This is a genomic window from Neorhizobium alkalisoli (genome assembly GCF_007829835.1).
Classification (GTDB): domain Bacteria; phylum Pseudomonadota; class Alphaproteobacteria; order Rhizobiales; family Rhizobiaceae; genus Neorhizobium.
This window is the reverse complement of sequence record NZ_VIWP01000014.1, coordinates 43,450-62,178: the sequence shown is the minus strand read 5'-3', so window position 1 is coordinate 62,178 and position 18,729 is coordinate 43,450. Positions and strand designations below refer to the sequence as shown.

19 protein-coding genes are annotated in these 18,729 nt (G+C 60.2%); 7 read left to right on the top strand and 12 right to left on the bottom strand.

Annotated elements, in window-relative coordinates; translation table 11 throughout:
- Nucleotide 1: 1 nt before the first annotated feature.
- The 4 genes from FHW37_RS29790 to FHW37_RS29775 are packed head-to-tail and all read left to right on the top strand — an operon-like array spanning nucleotide 2 to nucleotide 3,255.
- The gene (locus FHW37_RS29790) at nucleotides 2-871 is read left to right on the top strand and encodes a branched-chain amino acid ABC transporter permease (RefSeq protein ID WP_145643151.1); all 870 of its coding nucleotides are present in this window, start codon (nucleotides 2-4) and stop codon (nucleotides 869-871) included.
- On the top strand, nucleotides 868-1,857 hold the full coding sequence (locus FHW37_RS29785) for a branched-chain amino acid ABC transporter permease (RefSeq protein WP_145643149.1): 990 nt from the start codon (nucleotides 868-870) through the stop codon (nucleotides 1,855-1,857). The genes FHW37_RS29790 and FHW37_RS29785 overlap by 4 nt, the downstream gene beginning before the upstream one ends.
- A complete protein-coding gene (locus tag FHW37_RS29780; RefSeq protein ID WP_145643147.1) occupies nucleotides 1,854-2,570 on the top strand; it encodes an ABC transporter ATP-binding protein in 717 nt (238 codons plus the stop codon). Before FHW37_RS29785 ends, FHW37_RS29780 begins: the two co-directional genes overlap by 4 nt.
- Nucleotides 2,557-3,255, top strand: coding sequence for an ABC transporter ATP-binding protein (locus FHW37_RS29775; RefSeq protein ID WP_145643146.1), 699 nt, complete (start codon nucleotides 2,557-2,559; stop codon nucleotides 3,253-3,255). Before FHW37_RS29780 ends, FHW37_RS29775 begins: the two co-directional genes overlap by 14 nt.
- 83 nt (nucleotides 3,256-3,338) lie before the next feature.
- Here the strand turns inward: FHW37_RS29775 and FHW37_RS29770 are convergent, their stop codons facing one another.
- Both FHW37_RS29770 and FHW37_RS29765 read right to left on the bottom strand, forming a co-directional pair.
- Nucleotides 3,339-3,794 (bottom strand): MaoC family dehydratase, encoded by a 456-nt coding sequence (locus FHW37_RS29770; protein WP_145643144.1) that lies wholly within the window; start codon nucleotides 3,792-3,794, stop codon nucleotides 3,339-3,341.
- Nucleotides 3,787-4,242: a hypothetical protein gene (locus FHW37_RS29765; protein WP_145643142.1), complete on the bottom strand. Its 456-nt coding sequence runs from the start codon at nucleotides 4,240-4,242 to the stop codon at nucleotides 3,787-3,789. Before FHW37_RS29765 ends, FHW37_RS29770 begins: the two co-directional genes overlap by 8 nt.
- Before the next feature lie 213 nt (nucleotides 4,243-4,455).
- Here FHW37_RS29765 and FHW37_RS29760 point away from each other — a divergent pair, with 213 nt between their 5' ends.
- Together FHW37_RS29760 and FHW37_RS29755 are read left to right on the top strand one after the other, a co-directional pair.
- Complete coding sequence (locus FHW37_RS29760) at nucleotides 4,456-5,229, top strand: enoyl-CoA hydratase/isomerase family protein (protein ID WP_145643140.1); 774 nt, start codon at nucleotides 4,456-4,458, stop codon at nucleotides 5,227-5,229.
- 43 nt (nucleotides 5,230-5,272) lie between these two features.
- Nucleotides 5,273-6,910 carry a GMC family oxidoreductase gene (locus FHW37_RS29755; RefSeq protein ID WP_246690993.1) on the top strand — a complete coding sequence of 546 codons (1,638 nt, stop codon included), beginning with the start codon at nucleotides 5,273-5,275 and terminating at the stop codon, nucleotides 6,908-6,910.
- A 499-nt stretch (nucleotides 6,911-7,409) separates the two neighbouring features.
- Here the strand turns inward: FHW37_RS29755 and FHW37_RS29750 are convergent, their stop codons facing one another.
- The 9 genes from FHW37_RS29750 to FHW37_RS29710 all read right to left on the bottom strand — a co-directional run bounded on the left by FHW37_RS29750 (nucleotide 7,410) and on the right by FHW37_RS29710 (nucleotide 16,572).
- Complete coding sequence (locus tag FHW37_RS29750) at nucleotides 7,410-8,786, bottom strand: PLP-dependent aminotransferase family protein (RefSeq protein WP_145643138.1); 1,377 nt, start codon at nucleotides 8,784-8,786, stop codon at nucleotides 7,410-7,412.
- Nucleotides 8,787-8,985: 199 nt separating this feature from the next.
- Nucleotides 8,986-9,882 (bottom strand): 3-hydroxyisobutyrate dehydrogenase, encoded by an 897-nt coding sequence (gene mmsB / locus FHW37_RS29745; RefSeq protein WP_145643137.1) that lies wholly within the window; start codon nucleotides 9,880-9,882, stop codon nucleotides 8,986-8,988.
- Nucleotides 9,883-9,902: 20 nt separating this feature from the next.
- Nucleotides 9,903-11,498, bottom strand: coding sequence for a GMC family oxidoreductase (locus FHW37_RS29740; protein WP_145643135.1), 1,596 nt, complete (start codon nucleotides 11,496-11,498; stop codon nucleotides 9,903-9,905).
- A 12-nt stretch (nucleotides 11,499-11,510) separates the two neighbouring features.
- On the bottom strand, nucleotides 11,511-12,524 hold the full coding sequence (locus tag FHW37_RS29735) for a branched-chain amino acid ABC transporter permease (protein ID WP_145643133.1): 1,014 nt from the start codon (nucleotides 12,522-12,524) through the stop codon (nucleotides 11,511-11,513).
- 13 nt (nucleotides 12,525-12,537) lie between these two features.
- Nucleotides 12,538-13,425, bottom strand: coding sequence for a branched-chain amino acid ABC transporter permease (locus FHW37_RS29730; RefSeq protein ID WP_145643131.1), 888 nt, complete (start codon nucleotides 13,423-13,425; stop codon nucleotides 12,538-12,540).
- Nucleotides 13,426-13,654: 229 nt separating this feature from the next.
- Nucleotides 13,655-14,359 (bottom strand): ABC transporter ATP-binding protein, encoded by a 705-nt coding sequence (locus FHW37_RS29725; RefSeq protein WP_145643129.1) that lies wholly within the window; start codon nucleotides 14,357-14,359, stop codon nucleotides 13,655-13,657.
- Nucleotides 14,360-15,142 carry an ABC transporter ATP-binding protein gene (locus FHW37_RS29720; RefSeq protein ID WP_145643127.1) on the bottom strand — a complete coding sequence of 261 codons (783 nt, stop codon included), beginning with the start codon at nucleotides 15,140-15,142 and terminating at the stop codon, nucleotides 14,360-14,362.
- A complete protein-coding gene (locus FHW37_RS29715) occupies nucleotides 15,142-16,344 on the bottom strand; it encodes an ABC transporter substrate-binding protein (protein WP_145643125.1) in 1,203 nt (400 codons plus the stop codon). The genes FHW37_RS29720 and FHW37_RS29715 overlap by 1 nt, the downstream gene beginning before the upstream one ends.
- A 30-nt stretch (nucleotides 16,345-16,374) precedes the next feature.
- Complete coding sequence (locus FHW37_RS29710) at nucleotides 16,375-16,572, bottom strand: hypothetical protein (protein WP_145643124.1); 198 nt, start codon at nucleotides 16,570-16,572, stop codon at nucleotides 16,375-16,377.
- Between FHW37_RS29710 and FHW37_RS29705 the strand changes: the two genes are divergently transcribed.
- Nucleotides 16,546-17,469 carry a LysR family transcriptional regulator gene (locus FHW37_RS29705; protein WP_145643122.1) on the top strand — a complete coding sequence of 308 codons (924 nt, stop codon included), beginning with the start codon at nucleotides 16,546-16,548 and terminating at the stop codon, nucleotides 17,467-17,469. The genes FHW37_RS29710 and FHW37_RS29705 overlap by 27 nt on opposite strands.
- A 15-nt stretch (nucleotides 17,470-17,484) precedes the next feature.
- On the opposite strand, the gene FHW37_RS29700 is transcribed toward FHW37_RS29705, so the two are convergent.
- Nucleotides 17,485-18,717: an ABC transporter substrate-binding protein gene (locus FHW37_RS29700; protein WP_145643120.1), complete on the bottom strand. Its 1,233-nt coding sequence runs from the start codon at nucleotides 18,715-18,717 to the stop codon at nucleotides 17,485-17,487.
- Nucleotides 18,718-18,729: the final 12 nt, after the last annotated feature.

Below are 18,729 nucleotides of genomic sequence, written 5' to 3'. Positions count from 1 at the left end.
AATGCTCGAACTTCTTCCACAGCAACTGGTCAACGGCCTTGCGCTTGGCAGCAGCTATGCTCTCATCGCGCTCGGCCTGACCCTCGTCTTCGGGGTCTTGCAGATCCCGAACTTTCCCCATGGCGAGCTGTATATGCTCGGTGCGAGCTTCACCTATGTGCTCGTGGCCTATGGCATGAATTTCTGGGTGGCGGTTCCGATCGCCAGCCTTGCCGTCGTAATCGTCGGCATCTTGCTCGATCAGGTCGGTTACCGGCGGATCGATACCGGCGGCAATCTCAGTCTGATGATCTCGGCGCTCGCCATGTCGACCGTCCTGCAGCAGGTCGCGACCCTGATCTGGGGTGCCGAGCCGCATACGACCCTGTCGCCGCTTCCCGGCGTTTTGCGCACCGCCTATTTCAGCATCGGTTATTACCAGATGCTGATCTTCGCGGCGACGATCGCCTGCTGGCTTTTCGTCTGGGTGGTGCTGCACCGCTCGCGCCTTGGCCTCGCCATCCGCGCCATGTCGCAGAACAAGATGGCGGCGCAGCTGATGGGCATCGACCTGATCTGGATCCGCATCGCCACCTTTGCGATCGGCGCATTGATCGGCGGTTTTGCCGGCTCGCTGCTCGGCGCAAGTTTTCCGATCTATCCGACCATGGGTCTTAACCCGGTACTGAAAGCCTTTGTCATTCTCGTCATCGGCGGTGTCGGCAACCTCTGGGGCGCGATTGTCGGCGGCTTCGTACTCGGCATTCTCGAAATCCTCGTCTCGGCCTATATTTCGAGCCAGCTGCAGGATATCGGCACGTTCGCGGTTCTCGTCATCGTTCTTATCGTTCGGCCCAACGGTCTGTTCGGACGCGCGGAGGTTCTGCGATGAAACAGGAAATCACCTTCCGCTGGGTCATTCCGGCCATCGTCGTGCTGCTCGCCGTCATCGGCATTCCCTTCGCCAACGACTATCTGCTCTATGTCGCGACAATCATCGTGCTGATGTCCATCCTGGCCGTCTCCTATGACGTGCTGCTCGGCCTCACTGGTTATCTCTCGCTGGCGCATGGTTTTCTCTACGGTGTCGGCGCGTATACGACGGCCTATCTGACGACAAATTCAGGCTGGGGTTATTGGCCGGCTTTGGTTGCCAGCGCCGTGATCAGCGGCGTGATGGGAACGGTCATAGCCCTGGTCGCCTTCCGCACGCGTGGCATCTATTTTGCCGTGTTGACGCTCGGTATCGGCCTTGTCGGTTACCAGCTCTTTCTCGTGCTGGAACCGATCACGGGCGGCGTCGGCGGCTTCATCGGCATTCCGGGCCTGCCTTCGCTGCCGGGTTTCGCGGATGCGCCACAGCGCAACAATCTCGTCATCGCGCTCCTCGTGCTGGCCGTCGCTTACGGTGCCTCGATGCTCTTCCTCAGAAGCTCGATCGGTGCCGCATGCCTTGCCGTGCGGGAGGATGTCGTCCTGGCACAGTCGCTCGGCATTCGGATCGGCATGGCGCGCCTTTGCGCCTTCAGCTTCAGCGCCGTTTTTGCCGGCGCGGCGGGATCGCTGTTTGCCGCCATTTCGAACTTCGTCGGTCCTGACGATTTCTCGGTCATGGCAACAGGGTTCCAGACGGTCGTGTATGTCGTGGTTGGCGGCATGGGAACGCTCTGGGGGCCGGTGCTTGGTGCCGTCCTCATCGTCGCTCTTCCCGAAATCCTGCGCGGTGCAAGCACCTATGCCGTGTTCATCTACGGTCTGATCCTGCTCTTCTTCATTCTCTTCGCACCGAAGGGAATAGCCGGCTTCCTGCTGGCTGCCGCCAAACGGATGAGCCGGTCAGGACGCGTCGTGATATCAAAGGAGGCCGAAGCGCGATGAGCCTTCTTTCCATAAATGCGATTACCCAACGTTTTGGCGGGATCACCGCCTTGAGTGACATCACCATGTCGGTCGAGGAAGGTACGATCCATGGCCTGATCGGGCCGAACGGTGCGGGAAAGACCACGCTCATCAACATCCTCTCCGGACTGGTCAAGCCGAGCGAAGGATCGATGGAATTCAATGGTCGTCAGAACGGGCCCTGGCCGATGGCAAGCGCCGTGCAATATGGCATTGTCCGCACTTTTCAGCAGACCCGTGTCTTCATGGGACTGACGGCACGCGAAAACCTGCGCATTGCCCATGTGGCCGGTGCTGGCGATGCCAATGCCGACGATCTGATCGAGGCGCTGGCGCTTGGCGATGTGCTCGACCGCGTCGCTGGCGAACTTCCCTACGCGGTACTGCGCCGTCTGTCGTTGGCGCTTGCGCTCGGCTTGCGGCCAAAACTCCTGCTTCTGGACGAGCCGGCCGTTGGTCTGGCACCCGACGAGATTACGAAAATGGCGGAGGTCATCCGGCATTTCCATGGCCAGGGGCTGACCGTGCTGCTCGTCGAGCACAATATGCGGTTTTTGATGGAGCTTGCCTCGCGCGTCAGCGTCTTCGTGCAGGGACGTTTGCTGTTCGAGGGAACACCGGCCGAATGCCAGAACAATCCGACCGTGATCGACGCCTATCTCGGCAGGGGACTGAAACATGTTGAGCATTGAAAATCTGGCCGCCGGTTACGATCGGCTGGAAGTGCTGCACGATATCAGCATCAAGGTCGAGGAAGCGGGTTCCGTCGTCGTGCTGGGGCCGAACGGCGCCGGCAAATCGACCCTTTGCCGCGCCATTTCAGGCCTTCTGCCCTGCCGACACGGGAAAATTGTCTTCGACGGCAAGGACATGACGGGTGCGAGCCCGGCGGACCGCGTGCGCGCCGGCATCGTGCAAGTGCCCGAGGGGCGGCAGGTCTTTCCGGACATGACCGTGCTGGAAAATCTCAGGCTCGGCAGCTGGATCCATGGCGAGCCGAAAGGCCCGGATCTGCAGAAGGCCTTCGATCTCTTTCCGCGGTTGGCGGAGCGCAGGAACCAGAATGCCGGCCTGATGTCCGGCGGCGAGCAGCAGCTTCTGGCTCTTGCGCGTGCGATGATGGCCCGTCCCTCGCTCCTCCTTCTGGACGAGCCGACGCAGGGCCTGTCGCCTGTCGCCATCGAACAGGTCGCGACGGCACTGATCTCGATCCGGGCACAGGGCGTCAGTATTCTTCTCGTGGAGCAGAACCTTTCGCTCGCGGAAGCGGTCGGTGAAAGGGCCTATGTGCTTGAGACCGGACGTTGCGCGCTCGAAGGACCGGCTGCCGAACTGCTGTCGTCCGATGCCGTCGCCGCGAGTTATCTGGGGCACTGAGGCTGCGATCTGCCTCAAACGCGACAACCAAAAAAGCCCGGCTCCCTTTTCAAGGAGCCGGGCTTTTCATTGCCATGAAGGCGTCAGTTCGGAACGACGACCGTTGCTTCGCCAACGGTCACCGGGTCGCCATTGCCATTCGAGCACCAGACTTCGAGCTTGTAGGCGGTCTTGCCGTCTGCCTTCTCGGCGGAAGTTACGCGGGCATGTGACGTGAGCTTGTCGTCTTCGTAGACCGGCTTGATATAGCGGGTGCGAAGAGAACCGCCGCGGGCGACATGGTCGCCAAAGGTATCGATCAGCAGGCCCATGATCCAGTTCGTGGAAACCATGCCATCGGCGATGATGCCGGGCAAGCCCTGGGAACGGGCATAGTCGTCATCATCGTGGATCGTCGGTTCCTGGCGCTCGATGCGGCCGGTATCGAGTGCGACGGTCGGCTGGGCATCGACATACCAGCGCATTCTTTCGCGCGTCATCATGCGCATCCGGCTGGTAAATTCCTGCCCCGGTTCGAAGCTTTTGGTCGTGTCAGCCATTGGCGCGATTTCCTTCCTTCTCTTCACCCTTGTAGGAAAGGATGACCGTATCGCGGTAGGAGACGAGCAGGGCATTGGTCTCCGCCAGGCGCATTTCGATCTCCATATGCACATAGTCGCGGCCGCGCTTCAGATAACGCGACGAAACACGGCCTTCGATCTTCAGTCTGGCCTCTGCCGGAACCGGCGCATGTATGGTCGCGTCATATTCGACATGCACGCGCGCATGCGGTCCGGTGCCTGCCGGGCAGGCATGTTTGTAGAGACGCAGCTTGTCGAGATGCACCATGGTGGGCGGCGCGATCTGCCCGTTCTTATGCTGAAAGCAGTCCTCGTGCAGCTCAACAGCATGGGCATATTCGCGTATGACGAAACGGCTGATCGTATATTCGACGGGGCCCAAGACATCCCCCTCGTCGAGATCGCTGACATATCTTCCGGTGGTCACGGAAATCCTCCTTGTTTTGCGATATGTCTGGATAGCAGCTGACCGCCGACCGATAAGCCGCGGGAATTGAACATCACCTTTGCCGGTTGCGGAAAGCCAGGGCGGAGAACCATCAACGTTTTGCAGTTGGCGCAAACAAGCTTCTCCATCGGCGTATGTGTCGGCTCGCCGAAAGCTCCTCTATCGTCCGCTCAGAATTGAGGAGGACATCTGATGGAATTTGAAACCTTGACCCTGAAGGTGGAGCGCAACATTGCGACCGTGACCTTCGATCGTCCGCCGGTCAACGCGCAGAACCGGCTGAGCCGGGAAGAGTTCATCCGCGTCTTCGACCATGTCAGCGATCGCGAGGATGTGCGCGCCGTCATCCTGACCGGCGCCGGCAAGGTGTTTTCAGCGGGCGCCGACGTGAAGGAACGCGTGGATCTGGTGCATGAACCCGGCGACTATATCCGCCACAACCGCCTGACGCGGGAATTCTTCTATGCCGTCAGCGATTGCGAAAAACCCGTCATCGCCGCCGTGAACGGTCCGGCGATCGGCGCGGGTTTTGCGCTCATGCTCTCCTGCGACATCATGCTTGCATCGGAGGATGCCTATTTCGTCATGCCGGAACTCGATGTCGGTCTGGCCGGTGGGGCACGCTTCCTGATGGAGCATTTCGGTCGCTCCAAGGCGCGCACCATGTATTTTACCGGGCGCAAGCTCCCAGCCTCCGAACTCTACCGCCTTGGCGTGATCGAAGCCTGTGTATCGAAGGACCGTCTCATGGCCGAGGCGATGCAGATTGCCGAGGAGATTGCGGCCAAGAGCCCGATTGCGGTCAAGCGCGTCAAACACGCCTTCAACACGGTCGCGGACATGCCGGTGCGGGACGGATATCGTTTCGAGCAGACGGTCACTGTTGGACTGTCCACGACGGAAGATGCCCGCGAGGCGCAGCGCGCCTTCGTCGAAAAGCGCAAGCCGAATTTTACCGGGCGCTGAGCAAAAAAACTCTCGCCAGCCGGGTGGTCCGCAAGGGTTGCGGATGCTCCATTTTGATGAATGCGGCAAGTCGGACGTGATGGAAGAAGAATTCGATTATATCGTCGTGGGCGCCGGCACTGCAGGCTGCATCCTCGCCAATCGTCTGTCGGAAAACCCGGCAAACCGCGTGCTCGTTCTCGAAGCCGGCGGCAAGGACAACTGGATCTGGTTCCACATCCCTGTCGGCTATCTTTTCGCCATCGGCAATCCCCGTTCGGACTGGATGTTCAGGACGGTGGACGAGCCCGGCCTGAACGGTCGCAGCCTCGCCTATCCGCGCGGAAAAGTCATCGGCGGCTCATCGGCCATCAATGCGATGATTTCGATGCGTGGCCAGGTCCAGGATTACGATCACTGGCGCCAGCTGGGTCTCGATGGCTGGGGTTGGAGCGATGTCCTTCCCGTCTTTCGAAAGCTGGAGGATCACTTTCTCGGCGATACGGAGCTCCACGGTGCCGGCGGCGGCTGGCGGATCGAGGAGCCGCGCATCTCATGGCCGATCCTGGATGCCGTGCGGGATGCGGCGGAAGAGATGGGTATCCACAAGATCGCCGACTTCAATATCGGCAATAACGAGGGAAGCGGCTATTTCCACGTCAACCAGAAGCGCGGCCGCCGCTGGTCCTCGGCCAGAGGTTTTTTGAAGCCTGCCTTGCACCGGAAGAATCTGGAACTGCGCACCAATCTGCAGGTCGACAAGGTGATCCTCAAGGATGGCCGGGCGCAGGGCATATCCTGCCTGCTGGACGGCAAGTCGGTGACGATCAGGGCGCGCCGCGAAGTCGTGCTCTCGGCGGGCGCCATCGGCAGCGTTCAGGTTCTCCATCGCTCCGGCATCGGTCCCGGGGAGTGGCTGCAGGATGCGGGGATCGAGGTTCTGGCGGATCGGCCGGGCATCGGCCGCAATCTCCAGGATCATCTCCAGCAGCGAATGATCTACACGATCGACGGCGCAAGGACGCTCAACGAGACCTATTACAACCTGTTTCGCCGCGGCATGATGGGTGTGGATTATGCCCTGTGCCGCAGAGGCCCGCTGACCATGGCGCCGTCACAGCTCGGGATTTTCACTCGGTCTGATCCTCATCAGGAGCGCGCCAACCTCCAATTCCACGTCCAGCCGCTCTCGCTCGATAAGTTCGGCGATCCGTTGCATCGCTTTCCGGCGATCACGGTCAGCGCCTGCAATCTGCGGCCTGAATCGCGTGGTTATGTCCGGCTGAAATCGCGGGACATGCATGAAAAGCCGGTCATCGCTCCCTGTTATCTCGACACGGATGCGGACAGGCAGGTCGCAGCCGATGCGATCCGAGTGACCAGGCGGCTGATGCAGCAGGCCGCGCTTTCGGCCTACACACCGAATGAAATCGTTCCGGGCAGCACGGTTGGTGACGACGAGGCATCGCTGTCACGTGCCGCCGGCGATATCGGCACGACGATATTCCATCCGGTCGGCACGGCGAAAATGGGCCTTGCAGGCGACAGAATGGCTGTCGTCGACAATGAATTGCGCATATTCGGCATTGACGGCCTCCGGGTTATCGATGCTTCGGTCATGCCGTCGATCACCTCCGGCAATACCAACACGCCCACTGCGATGATCGCCATGAAGGGGGCGGAGATGATGCTGCGGAAGTGATTGGCACGATGGAGACGCGTTCGGCATAGTTTCGCCAAATCAGCTTTCGGGCTCTTAGATCCGGCCTTACGCCTATTCAGAGTTTGCTGATCGCCTGCCGACACCGCCACATTCCTCATTCTAGGTACTGTTGCACAACGCCGGATACGGCCCACCAATCTGAGGCATCAAAGGATGCGTTCGGCGGGCGATTGCAGTCCGCTCGTTTCGTTATTTCTTCTTCTCTTGGTCGCGATGCCACTTGATGGCGAAAAACATGCCAACGCCCAACACGATGGCCTTGAGAGGAAAGAAGACTAAAGGAAACCAATCTACCCAATCGTTCATTTTGAATATTCCAGGCTATTGTTTGACACTATCCGTCGCGCGAAGCGCGACCGCAAAACCGCTGCTTCTGCAGCTTCATTTTTTCTTCACGTCATTGACGAAGCTCACTTCGATCAAAAAAATCCCGCCATGCGGCGTAAGCAGATTTGCCCAATGGTTCCGGACAGCTTGTCTAGACGATCGCCCGGGCAAGCGTTGCCGGCTGGGCGACAAGGCTGGCAAGCTGGTTCAACCCGTCCTCGAGTTCACTGCGGTCGGACGCGACTCCAAGGGAAATTCTGACCGCTTCTGTCGTAAATTTCCCGACGGCAAAGGCAGAGCTTGGAACGATGAGTACGCCCCTGCGCAGCGCAGCCTCGACCAGATCGTCAGCACGCTGGCCGCTGGGCAACCGAAGCCACAAGTGGTGGCCAGACATGTTGGCGGAACGATCGAAGGTGCTGAGCAGCGACGATGCAAGCATCTGCCGCGCCCGCGCCTCGCGTCTGATGGCCGCTGTTATTGCCGCCAGTGTCCCATCCATGATCCAGCTGCTTGCGAGTGCTGACATAAGCGGAGGCGCCATCAGCATCATGGCTCTGGTAACGGATGCGAGTTGCAGGGCATCCGCTGCCTTGGGCACGAGGATATAGGCCACCCGCAAGGCCGGCGTCGCACACTTGGAAAGTGTCGAAATATGCCAGGTTGCCTCCGGCATGAGATCCGCAAAGGCGCGGCCCGGCGCCTCAAGCAGGAGACCGTAAGGATCATCTTCCACGATCGCTACGCCGTAGCGCCGCGCAATTTCCACAAGAGCCGCACGTCGCGGTTCGGGCATGGTCGTAGCCGTCGGGTTGTCGATATTTGGAATGACGTACAGAAGCTTTGGTGGCCTGATCCGGCAGCTGCGCTCGAAATCGTCGGGTAGCAATCCCTCATCATCCATGGCGATCGGATCAATCTCCACGCGCATTTGAGCCGCGACGGCCTTCAGGCCGGGATAGGTAAATTCGCCGGCGGCAATGACGTCACCCCGAGACAGCAAAAGTTCACAAATGGAAAAAAGCGCGCTCTGGGCACCAGCCGCAACAACGATACGATCGAAATCTGCATTCTCGATCCGTTGCTTGAGCCACTGGGTCGCCGCCTGCCTGTCCGGTTCTGCACCCGCACTATCCTGGTAATGCAGGTTCATCAGCCCCTTGCCGTTGGCAAGCACTGCGGCAATCCCTTTTGGCAGCAATTGCTGAAAATCGACGCTGGCCGGTTGGCATGGAATGTTCATGCTGAGATCTAGTGCTGCAGGACGAATCTTCGAGCTGCGTGCGCTCGAATAATCCCTCACAAAAGTACCCCTGCCGATCTGCGCTTCAATAAGTCCGCGGCGGTGAGCTTCATTGAAGCCCCTTGTCACCGTTGTCAGGTCAACGCCAAGCGCCTCGGCAATGGAACGCTGCGGTGGCAAACGGTCGCCCGCAGCAATGATACCCGTCTGGATGTCCTGTTCCAGAGCATCCGCCAAGCCGATGTATTTCAGACGGCCGCCGCCGATAATGCGCGCTTTCCACATAAGCCCAACCAATAGTGTATGGATTTATATCCATACACTTTCATATCATCCATACATTCATTCATGAAGGGCAATTTGGCTTGCGGGCGAAATGTCGCAGACATCCAAGATTCGAGGTTGAGATCTGGGCGTTTCTGAATCGATGCCGTGGAATATGTCGATGCATGATCGACGAGGTCATTCTACTTAATTAGTCAGTCTATGAAAAATTACGTCCAGGCCTATCTCGCAGCATCCGCACGATCGCCGAAAAATCTTCCAAGCCATGACCATTATTTTCAAATTCGGCATATAGATCCGACGCCAAAGCCCCAATCGGCGTTACGGCGCCGGACTGCCTTGCCGCGTCCTGAGAAAGTTTCAAATCCTTCGACATCAGCGCCGCTGCGAAGCCGGGGCGGTAGTCATTGTTGGCGGGGGAGGTTGGGACCGGGCCGGGGACCGGGCAATAGGTGGTGAGCGACCAGCATTGGCCCGACGAGGTCGAGGCAACGTCGTAAAGGGCCTGGTGCGACAGGCCGAGCTTTTCGGCGAGCACGAAGGCTTCGCTGACGCCGATCATCGAAATGCCGAGGATCATGTTGTTGCAGATCTTCGCGGCTTGGCCGGCACCATCGGCGCCGCAATGGACGATCTTCCTGCCCATCGCTTCGAGGATCGGCTGTCCCGCGGCAAAAGCCTCGTCCGATCCGCCGACCATGAAGGTCAACGTGGCGGCGGCAGCACCCGTCGTGCCGCCGGAGACAGGGGCGTCCAGCGAAGGGCAATCGCCGCGGGCCGCGAGGCCATGGGCCTGTCTGGCGCTTTCGACATCAATGGTCGAGCAGTCGATCAGCAATGTGCCGGGAGATACGAGCCCGGCAAGGGCAGTCCAGACGGAGGCGACATGTTCTCCTTTCGGCAGCATGGTGATTACGCAAGCCTTATCATGTACCGCGGCCGCAAGTGTCGCCGCAGGAGTAACGCCGGTCTCGGCTGCGGCCTTTACCGACTCCTCCGATAGATCGAAGCCGCTCACCTGATGGCCGGCTTTGACGAGATTGGCGGCCATCGGCCCGCCCATGTTTCCAAGCCCGATAAAAGCGATCCTGGTCATCTCGTTTTTCCTTCCTGTCATTAGCGGTTGTCGGCGAGGATCATTTCGGCCGCCTTTTCGGCGATCATGATCGTCGGCGAATTGGTGTTGCCGGAGGTGATGTTCGGCATGATCGAGGCATCGGCGATGCGCAGTTTTCCGAGCGCCCGTAGCTTTAGCCGCGGATCGACGACACTGTCGGGGTCGGCCCCCATGCGGGCCGTGCCGACCGGATGAAAGATCGTCGTGCCGATCTCGCCAGCTGCTCTTTCGAGATCTGCATCGGTCTCATAGGCCGGGCCGGGCTTGTATTCCTCCGGGTGATAGCGCGCAAAGGCCGGCTGGCGGACGATTTGACGGGTGAGCCTGATCGAGCGTACCGCCACGTCGCGATCGGCGGCCGAGGAAAGATAGTTCGGGCGAATTGCGGGGGCTGCGGCGAAATCCGGTCCTTTCAGGTGCACTGAGCCGCGGCTTTCCGGGCGCAGATTGCAGACGCTTGCCGTCATGGCCGGGAAGGAATGGACCGGCTCGCCGAACCTGTCGAGAGAGACGGGCTGGACGTGATATTCGAGATCGGCGGTTTCCTTGTCGGCGCCGGAGCGGGTGAAAATGCCGAGCTGGCTTGGCGCCATCGACATCGGGCCTGAGCGTTTCAGGGCATATTCGAGCCCGATCGCCGCCTTGCCGAGCAGGCGGGAGGCCTTTTCGTTCAAGGTCGGCACGCCGGTCACCTTGTAAACGAGGCGTAGTTGCAGATGATCCTGCAGGTTTTCGCCAACGGCCTTTACCTCCTTCACCACATCGATACCGGCGTCCGACAGCACGTCACCGCGGCCGATGCCCGACAGCTCGAGAACATGCGGTGTGCCGATCGCGCCGGCGGAGAGGACCGTTTCGCGTCGAGCATGGGCGGTTTTTGCCACGCCGTCATGCTGGAATTCGACGCCCTTCACCTCACCGCCCTCAACGATCAGCCGGCGGACATGGGCCTTGGTAAGGACGTTCAGATTGGGGCGCTTCATTGCAGGGCGCAAGAACGCTTTCGAGGTGTTCCAGCGGATGCCGGAGCGCTGGTTGACGTCGAAATAACCGGAGCCTTCATTGTCGCCGCGGTTGAAATCCGGTGTGACGGGGATGCCGGCCTCTTCCGCGGCTTTCTGGAAGGCGTCGAGCACGGCCCAGCGGACGCGGGATTTTTCCACCCGCCATTCGCCGCCTTCGCCATGCATCTCGTCGGCGCCCTTGTAAAAATCCTGGCTCTTGCGGAAGAGCGGCAGAACGTCGTCCCAGCCCCAGCCGGTGCAGCCCATCTGCCGCCAGAGATCGTAATCTCGCGCCTGGCCGCGCATGTAGATCATGCCGTTTATCGAGGAGCAGCCGCCGAGTAGTTTTCCGCGCGGGTAGGAGAGGGAGCGGCCGTTGAGGCCTGCTTCGTTTTCCGTTGTAAAACACCAGTCGGTGCGCGGGTTGTTGATGCAATAGAGATAACCGACGGGGATATGCACCCAGTGGTAATTGTCATTGCCGCCGGCTTCCAGCAGCAGGACACGGTTGCGGGCGTCGGCCGAGAGGCGGTTGGCCAGCACGCAGCCGGCGCTGCCGGCACCGATGATGATATAGTCATAGGTTTCCATGATTTCAGCCGATCAGCGCCGATGCTCGAAACCAAGTTTGCGGCCGAGGCGCGAGGCGTAGAATTCGCCGATGATGCCGCGCCGGAAGAGCAGAACGCAGATCATGAAGACCACGCCGGTGATTATCGTCACCGGGAATTGCGAGGTCGCTAGATAGTTCTGCAAGGTCACGACAAGCCCAGCGCCGAAGATCGGGCCGATCAGCGTGCCGATGCCGCCGAGCAAGGTCATCAGGATCACCTCGCCAGACATCTGCCAGCCGACATCGGTCAGCGTCGCGAACTGGAAGACCAGCGCCTTAGTGCCGCCGGCAAGTCCTGCCAAGGCCGCCGACATGACGAAGGCGCCGAGCTTGTAGCGGGCAACGGAATAGCCGAGCGAAATGGCGCGCTGCTCGTTCTCGCGGATCGATTTCAGGATCATGCCGAAAGGCGAGTTGATGAAACGCCAGATGACGATCATGCCGATCAGGAACACGCCGAGCACGAAGTAATACATGTTGGTCGTGTTCGCGAGATCGATGAAACCGAAGAGATGGCCGCGGGGTACGGACTGGATGCCGTCCTCGCCATGGGTGAACGATGCCTGCAGGCAGAAGAAGAAGAACATCTGCGACAGTGCGAGCGTGATCATTGCGAAATAAATGCCCTGCCGGCGGATGGCGAAGAAGCCCATGATCAGGCCGAGGAAGGCCGCTCCCGCGGCTCCCACCAGAATGCCGATCTCAGGGGGAAAACCCCATTCCTTAACCACATGCGCTGTGAAATAGGCTGCGCCACCGAAAAAGGTCGCGTGGCCGAAGGAGAGGAGGCCGGTATAACCGAGCAGAAGATTGAAGGCGCAGGCAAAGAGGGCGAAGCACAGAAGCTTCATCAGGAAGATCGGATAGAGGAAAGCCGGCGCGATCAGCAACAGCAGAAGGCCGATCACAAGGAAGGCCGCATAGGTTTTCGATGCGGTCGCCGACCGTTCGGTGCGGCCGCTCGCGGTAGAGGTGGCGGAGGAATTGTGGATCACGTCGCTCATTTTGCCACCTCGCTTAAACGTCCCGGCCGAAAAGTCCGGCCGGGCGGATGAGAAGCACGATCGCCATGATCACGAAGATGACGATGTTGGAGGCTTCCGGGTAAAAGACCTTGGTCATGCCTTCGGCAATGCCCAGCATGTAGCCGGTGACGATCGCCCCCATGATCGAGCCCATGCCGCCGACCACGACGACCGCGAAAACGACGATGATGATGTTGGAGCCCATCAGCGGCGAGACCTGATAGACGGGGGCAGCCAGCACACCGGCGAAGGCCGCAAGGCCGGCGCCGAGTGCGTAGGTGAGCGTCAGGAGAACCGGCACGTTGACACCGAAGGCCTGAACCAGCGTGGCGTTTTCGGTCGCGGCGCGCAGATAGGCGCCGAGTTTGGTCTTTTCGATCAGAAGCCAGGTGCCGATACAGGCAATCAGCGACACGATCACGACCCAGCCGCGATAGATCGGCAGGAACATGAAGCCGAGATTGGTGGCGCCGGTCAGCTGCTGCGGCGGCGCATAGGGCTGGCCGGAGGAGCCGTAGAGATAGCGGAACGTGCCTTCGATGGTGAGCGCCAGGCCGAAGGTGAAGAGCAGGCCGTAAAGGTGGTCGAGCTTATAGAGCCGCGACAGGAGAAAACGTTCTGTGACGGCGCCGAACAGGCCGACCACGATCGGCGCCAGAAACAGCGCGAACCAGTAGTTGATGCCGAAATATTGCAGCATCAGCATCGCGACGAAGGCACCGAGCATATATTGCGCGCCATGGGCGAAGTTGATGACGCGCAGCAGGCCGAAGATGACGGCGAGGCCGAGGCTGAGCAGCGCGTAGAAGGAGCCGTTGATCAGGCCGATCAGCAGCTGGCCGAGAAAGGCCTGAAGCGGGATGCCGAAGATCATCGTCATGGGGTGAGGCTCCTTGGCAGAGACGCAAGATGGTATGATTTGCCCCTCATCCGGCTGCCGCCACCTTCTCCCCGCGTGCGGGGAGAAGGGCATCTGCCGCACTCTTTTGCCTCAAGCGAGGCACGTCCCCTCTCCCCGCTTGCGGGGAGAGGGTTAGGGTGAGGGGCAAAGACCGCACCCGTCAGCGTGGAATTGATGGCTGCAATCGATCCTGAAATCCTGCCCATCATCACACCCCCAGAACCTTATGCAGCGTGTCCATGCGCTCCGGCAGTTCGCCGACCGGGAAGTCTGCGACCATCTTGCCGTGGTCCATCAGGTAAAAACGATCGGCGATGCGGCTGGCGAAGCGAAAGTTCTGCTCGACCATCAGCACCGTCATGCCGCGTTCCTTCAGCGTCTTTAAGATTTCGCCGATGCGCTGAACGATGACGGGGGCGAGCCCCTCGGTTGGTTCATCGAGGATCAGCAGTTTGACGCCGGTGCGCAGGATGCGGGCGATGGCCAGCATCTGCTGTTCGCCGCCGGACAGTTTTGTGCCGGGGCTGCCGCGGCGCTCATAGAGGTTCGGGAAAAGCTCGTAGATCTCGGCAACCGGCATGCCACCCTCGGCCACGACCGGCGGCAGCATCAGGTTTTCCTCGACCGTCAGGGTCGAAAAGATGCCGCGCTCTTCCGGTACGAAGCCGAGGCCCACATGGGCGGTGCGATGCAGCGGCACGCCTGCCATGTCACGGCCGTTGAAACGGATTTCGCCCTTGCGCTCGCGGATGATGCCCATGATTGTGCGCAGCGTCGTCGTCTTGCCGACGCCATTGCGGCCGAGAATGGTGATCGTTTCGCCTTCACGCACGGTCATGTCGACGCCGTGCAGTATATGGCTTTCGCCATACCAGGCATTGAGATTGGAAACCTGCAGCAGGGGTGCGGCCATTCAAGCGTCCTCCGTGCCCATATAGGCGAGCCGCACGCGCTCATCCTGTGCGACCGTCGCATAATCTCCCTCGGCCAGGATCTCGCCGCGCTGCAGAACTGTGACCTGGTGGCAGATGTCGGAGACGACCGAGAGATTGTGTTCCACCATCAGCACCGCGCGGGTCTTTGCGACATCGCGGATGATGTTGGAAACGGTGCCGATATCCTCCTGTCCCATGCCGGCCATCGGTTCGTCGAGCAGAAGTACCTTTGGATCGAGCGCCAGCGTCGTTGCGATTTCCAGCACGCGTTTGCGGCCGTAGGAAAGGTCGGCTGCGATTGCATTGCGCTCGCGTTTAAGGCCGACCGTCTCGATCAGCTCGTCGGCCTGCTCGTTCAGCCGGTCGAGCGAGGACATGGGCAGCCAGAACTGGGTCGAAAGCCCGCCCGGCCGCTGCAGCGCGACACGGACATTGTCGAGCACCGAGAGATAGGGAAAGACTGCCGAGATCTGGAAAGAACGGACGAGGCCCATGCGCGCCACCTTGTCGGCCGGCGTTTTGGTAATATCCGTCCCGAGCAAGGTAATAGAACCCGCAGTCGGCTGCAGGAATTTGGTGAGGAGATTGAACACCGTGGTCTTGCCGGCACCGTTCGGGCCGATCAGTGCATGAACACGGGCATGCCTGATATCGAGATCGACATTGTTGACAGCCGCGAAGGCGCCAAAGCTTTTGGAGAGACCGCGGGCGGACAAGACCACCCGCGGCTCCTCGTGCAGTTCCTTTGCAAGGACTGCCATTATTTCACCAGCGGGCAGCCGGCCTTGGCCGGATCGAGATAGGCTTCCTTGCCGGGAATGGTGGCAAGCACGTTGTAATAGTCCCAGGGTTCCTTGCTTTCGCTCGGCTTCTTCACTTGCAGAAGATACATGTCGTGGATCATCCTTCCATTGGCGCCGACGGTGCCGCCGCGGCCGAAAAAGTCATCGACCGGCATTTCGTGCAGCGCCTTGGCGACCGCATCGCTGTCGTCGCTGCCGGCCTTCTGAACGGCTTTCAGATATTGAGTTACGGCGGAATAGGTGCCGGCATGAATCATGTTCGGCATCTTCTTGGTGCGGGCGAAGAATTTCTTGCCGAACTCTCGGCTCTTGTCGTCGAGGTTCCAGTAATAGCCTTCGGTCAAGGTCAGGCCTTGGGCTGCTTCAAGCCCGAGACCGTTGACTTCGGCCAGCGTGAAGAGCAGCGCCGCCAGCTTCTGGCCGCCCTGGACGATGCCGAATTCGGCCGCCTGCTTGATCGAATTGGCGGTGTCGAGGCCGGCATTGGCAAGGCCGATCACCTTGGCGCCGGAAGACTGTGCCTGCAGCAGGAAGGACGAAAAGTCCTGGCTGGAGAGCGGGTGGCGCACCGAGCCTAACACTTTGCCGCCATTGGCCTTGACGTAGTCGCCAGTCTGCTGTTCCAGCGAATAACCGAAGGCATAGTCGGCGGTCAGGAAGAACCAGCTGTCGCCGCCCTGCTTGACGAGCGCCCCGCCGGTGCCGACAGCCAGCGCATGGGTGTCATAGGCCCAGTGGAAGCCGTAGGGCGTGCAGGCCTTGCCGGTCAGGTCGGTCGTTGCCGCACCGGTATTGATGGTGATCTTCTTCTTTTCACCCGACAGCGCCTGGACGGCGAGGCCGACGGATGAGGTGGTCAGGTCCATGATCGCATCGACCTGCTGGGTGTCATACCACTGGCGGGCAATGTTGGAGGCGACGTCCGGCTTGTTCTGATGGTCGGCGTCAACGATCTCGACCGGTACGCCCAGCACCTTGCCGCCAAAATCCTCGACCGCCATCTTGGCGGCCTCGACCGACGACTTGCCGCCGAAATCGGCGTAGACGCCGGATTGATCGTTCAGAATGCCGATCTTTACTTTGCCGTCAGATGCACTTTGAGCAAATGCAGTGCCACTCGCCAGCAAGACTGCCAGCGACGTCAGAAACGTCTTTCGCATAAGATCTCCTCCCAGAGATGACTGAATGCCCTAACGGGCGCGAAGTCTGTTCAAAATTGGCAGGCTGCCCTCCTCAAAGCAGCCTTTCCAGCCCGCATGGTTCAGTAAAACGGCCGTTGACGCAAGAAGCGCCGCATTGTTAATTGCAAACAGCATCTGTTCATTTTTGAACAGAAACACAGGATTGGGCGGCGCGACGGCATGACCAGCAATCCCGGTTTCGGCCATCCCGGTTTTACCTGGGACGACCTGCAATATTTCCTGGCGGTCGCCCGCACCGGCCAGCTTTCGGTCGCCGCCCGGCACCTGCGCACCAGCCATGCCACCGTCTCGCGCCGTATCGACCGGCTGGAATTCGCGCTCAAGGTCAAGCTGTTCGAGCGCAATCCGCGCGGTTACGTGCTGACCGTCATCGGCCAGCGGTTCATCGACGCTGCCGAACGGATGGAAAGCGAGGCCGACCGCCTGCAGATGGATATCGCCTCGGGCAATGCCGCCCATCAGGGCGTCGTCCGGCTCAGTGCGCCGGAAGGCATCGCCAACTTCTTCCTCGCGCACCAGATCGGTGATTTCACCATCCAGCATCCCAACCTGTCGCTGGAACTGGTGACGATCCAGCAGATCATGTCGCTGTCGCGCAAGGAGGCCGATATCGCCATCTCGCTCGATCCGCCTAAGGGCGGGCCTTACGAGATCGAGAAGATCACCGATTACCGGCTCAATATCTATGGCACGCGGGCTTACCTGGCGGTTAGCCCGGCGGTGAGGAAGCGGGACGACCTGCTCCTCCATCCGTTCATCGGTTATATCCAGGACATGATTTTTGCGCCGGGGCTCGACTATCTCGGCGATGTGCATCCGGGCATAAAACCGCGGTTCCAGAGTTCCAGCATTTCGGCGCAGCTGACGGCGACTTTGCAGGGGCAGGGGCTCTGCATCCTGCCGCATTTCATTGCTCGCCGTCAGCCTGAGCTTGAGGTCGTGCTTGCCAAAGATGTGCAGCTGACCCGGCATTATTTCCTTGTCCGCCACCGCGACATGAGCCGGGTTCCGCGCGTGCGCGCGGTCGCCGACTACATTGCCGCGGTCGTGGACGACAACCGGGATGCGTTTCTGGGAAGCTGACCTCCTCATCCGGCTTTACTTCTTCACAAGAGAGCAGGTGGATTTCGACAGCGGCTGAAACGCCTTGTCACCCGGCACCGTGGCGAGAAGCTTGTAATAATCCCAGGGCGCCTTGGATTCCGACGGCTTCTTCACCTCGAACAGATACATGTCATGCATCATGCGGCCATCTTCGCGGATCTTGCCGTTGTGATAAAAGACGTCGTTGACCGGCAGTTCGCGCATTTTTGCGGCCACCTTTTCCGTGTCGTCGGTGCCGGCTTCCTTGACCGCCTTCAGGTAATGCAGGACGGAGGAATAGGTGCCGGTCTGCAGCATGTTCGGCATGGCCTTGCGCTCGGCGAAGAAACGCTTCGACCATTCGCGGGTCTTTTCGTCGAGATCCCAGTAGCTTGCTTCGACGATCGTCAGCCCCTGTGCCTCTTCGAGCCCGAGGCCGTGGATGTCGTTGATGAAGCCGCCGAGCGTCGCGAGCTTCTGGCCGGCCTGGGTGAGACCGAACTGGGCCGCCTGCTTGACGGAATTAATCGTGTCGGAGCCGGCATTGGCAAGCGCCACTACGCTGGCACCCGAGCCTTGCGCGGTCAGCAGTGCCGAGGCGAAATCGGTCGTGCCGATCGGCAGGCGGGTACTGCCGAGAACCTTGCCGCCGCGGGCTTGAACAAGATCGCCGGTTTCCTTTTCCAGCCCGTGGCCAAAGGCATAATCGGCGGTGACGAAATACCATTTGTCGAGGCCCTTATCGACCAGCGCCTGGCCGGTCGTGTGGGCGATCGCATAGGTATCGTAGGCCCAGTGCATGACATAGGGGCCGCAGACTTCGTTTGTGATGCGCAGCGAGCCGGGGGAGCTCAGCACAATCAGCTTGTTCTTCTGCTTGGCGACCTCGAGTGCCGCCAGTGCCGGCGAGGACGAAGCGACGTCGAGAATGGCATCGACCTTTTCCTCGTCGAACCATTTGCGGGCGATGGCGCCGCCGATATCGGCCTTGTTCTGGTGGTCGGCGGAAACGATCTCGATCTTCTTGCCGAGAACCGTGCCGCCAAATTCCTCCACGGCCATCTTGGCGGCGGTGACCGCGCCGGGGCCGGTAATGTCGGCATATACGCCGCTCATGTCCTCGATCAGGCCGATGCGGACGACATCGTCGCTGATCTTTGCATCTTCCGCGAATGTCGCGGATGAAGCGATGAGTCCGGCCAGGAAGACCGCACTGCCAAGAAGTTTGTTCCGAATTTTGCTGCGCATGCTGTTCCTCCC

Coding starts and splice junctions, on each gene's coding strand:
- FHW37_RS29725 (WP_145643129.1), bottom strand. CDS start 14,359: ATGGCCGCACCCCTGCTGCAGGTTTCCAATCTCAATGCCTGGTATGGC.
- FHW37_RS29715 (WP_145643125.1), bottom strand. CDS start 16,344: ATGCGAAAGACGTTTCTGACGTCGCTGGCAGTCTTGCTGGCGAGTGGC.
- FHW37_RS29760 (WP_145643140.1), top strand. CDS start 4,456: ATGGAATTTGAAACCTTGACCCTGAAGGTGGAGCGCAACATTGCGACC.
- mmsB (WP_145643137.1), bottom strand. CDS start 9,882: ATGACCAGGATCGCTTTTATCGGGCTTGGAAACATGGGCGGGCCGATG.
- FHW37_RS29785 (WP_145643149.1), top strand. CDS start 868: ATGAAACAGGAAATCACCTTCCGCTGGGTCATTCCGGCCATCGTCGTG.
- FHW37_RS29740 (WP_145643135.1), bottom strand. CDS start 11,498: ATGGAAACCTATGACTATATCATCATCGGTGCCGGCAGCGCCGGCTGC.
- FHW37_RS29755 (WP_246690993.1), top strand. CDS start 5,273: ATGCTCCATTTTGATGAATGCGGCAAGTCGGACGTGATGGAAGAAGAA.
- FHW37_RS29750 (WP_145643138.1), bottom strand. CDS start 8,786: ATGTGGAAAGCGCGCATTATCGGCGGCGGCCGTCTGAAATACATCGGC.
- FHW37_RS29770 (WP_145643144.1), bottom strand. CDS start 3,794: ATGGCTGACACGACCAAAAGCTTCGAACCGGGGCAGGAATTTACCAGC.
- FHW37_RS29710 (WP_145643124.1), bottom strand. CDS start 16,572: ATGGCCGAAACCGGGATTGCTGGTCATGCCGTCGCGCCGCCCAATCCT.
- FHW37_RS29730 (WP_145643131.1), bottom strand. CDS start 13,425: ATGACGATGATCTTCGGCATCCCGCTTCAGGCCTTTCTCGGCCAGCTG.
- FHW37_RS29775 (WP_145643146.1), top strand. CDS start 2,557: ATGTTGAGCATTGAAAATCTGGCCGCCGGTTACGATCGGCTGGAAGTG.
- FHW37_RS29790 (WP_145643151.1), top strand. CDS start 2: ATGCTCGAACTTCTTCCACAGCAACTGGTCAACGGCCTTGCGCTTGGC.
- FHW37_RS29705 (WP_145643122.1), top strand. CDS start 16,546: ATGACCAGCAATCCCGGTTTCGGCCATCCCGGTTTTACCTGGGACGAC.
- FHW37_RS29735 (WP_145643133.1), bottom strand. CDS start 12,524: ATGAGCGACGTGATCCACAATTCCTCCGCCACCTCTACCGCGAGCGGC.
- FHW37_RS29700 (WP_145643120.1), bottom strand. CDS start 18,717: ATGCGCAGCAAAATTCGGAACAAACTTCTTGGCAGTGCGGTCTTCCTG.
- FHW37_RS29720 (WP_145643127.1), bottom strand. CDS start 15,142: ATGGCAGTCCTTGCAAAGGAACTGCACGAGGAGCCGCGGGTGGTCTTG.
- FHW37_RS29780 (WP_145643147.1), top strand. CDS start 1,854: ATGAGCCTTCTTTCCATAAATGCGATTACCCAACGTTTTGGCGGGATC.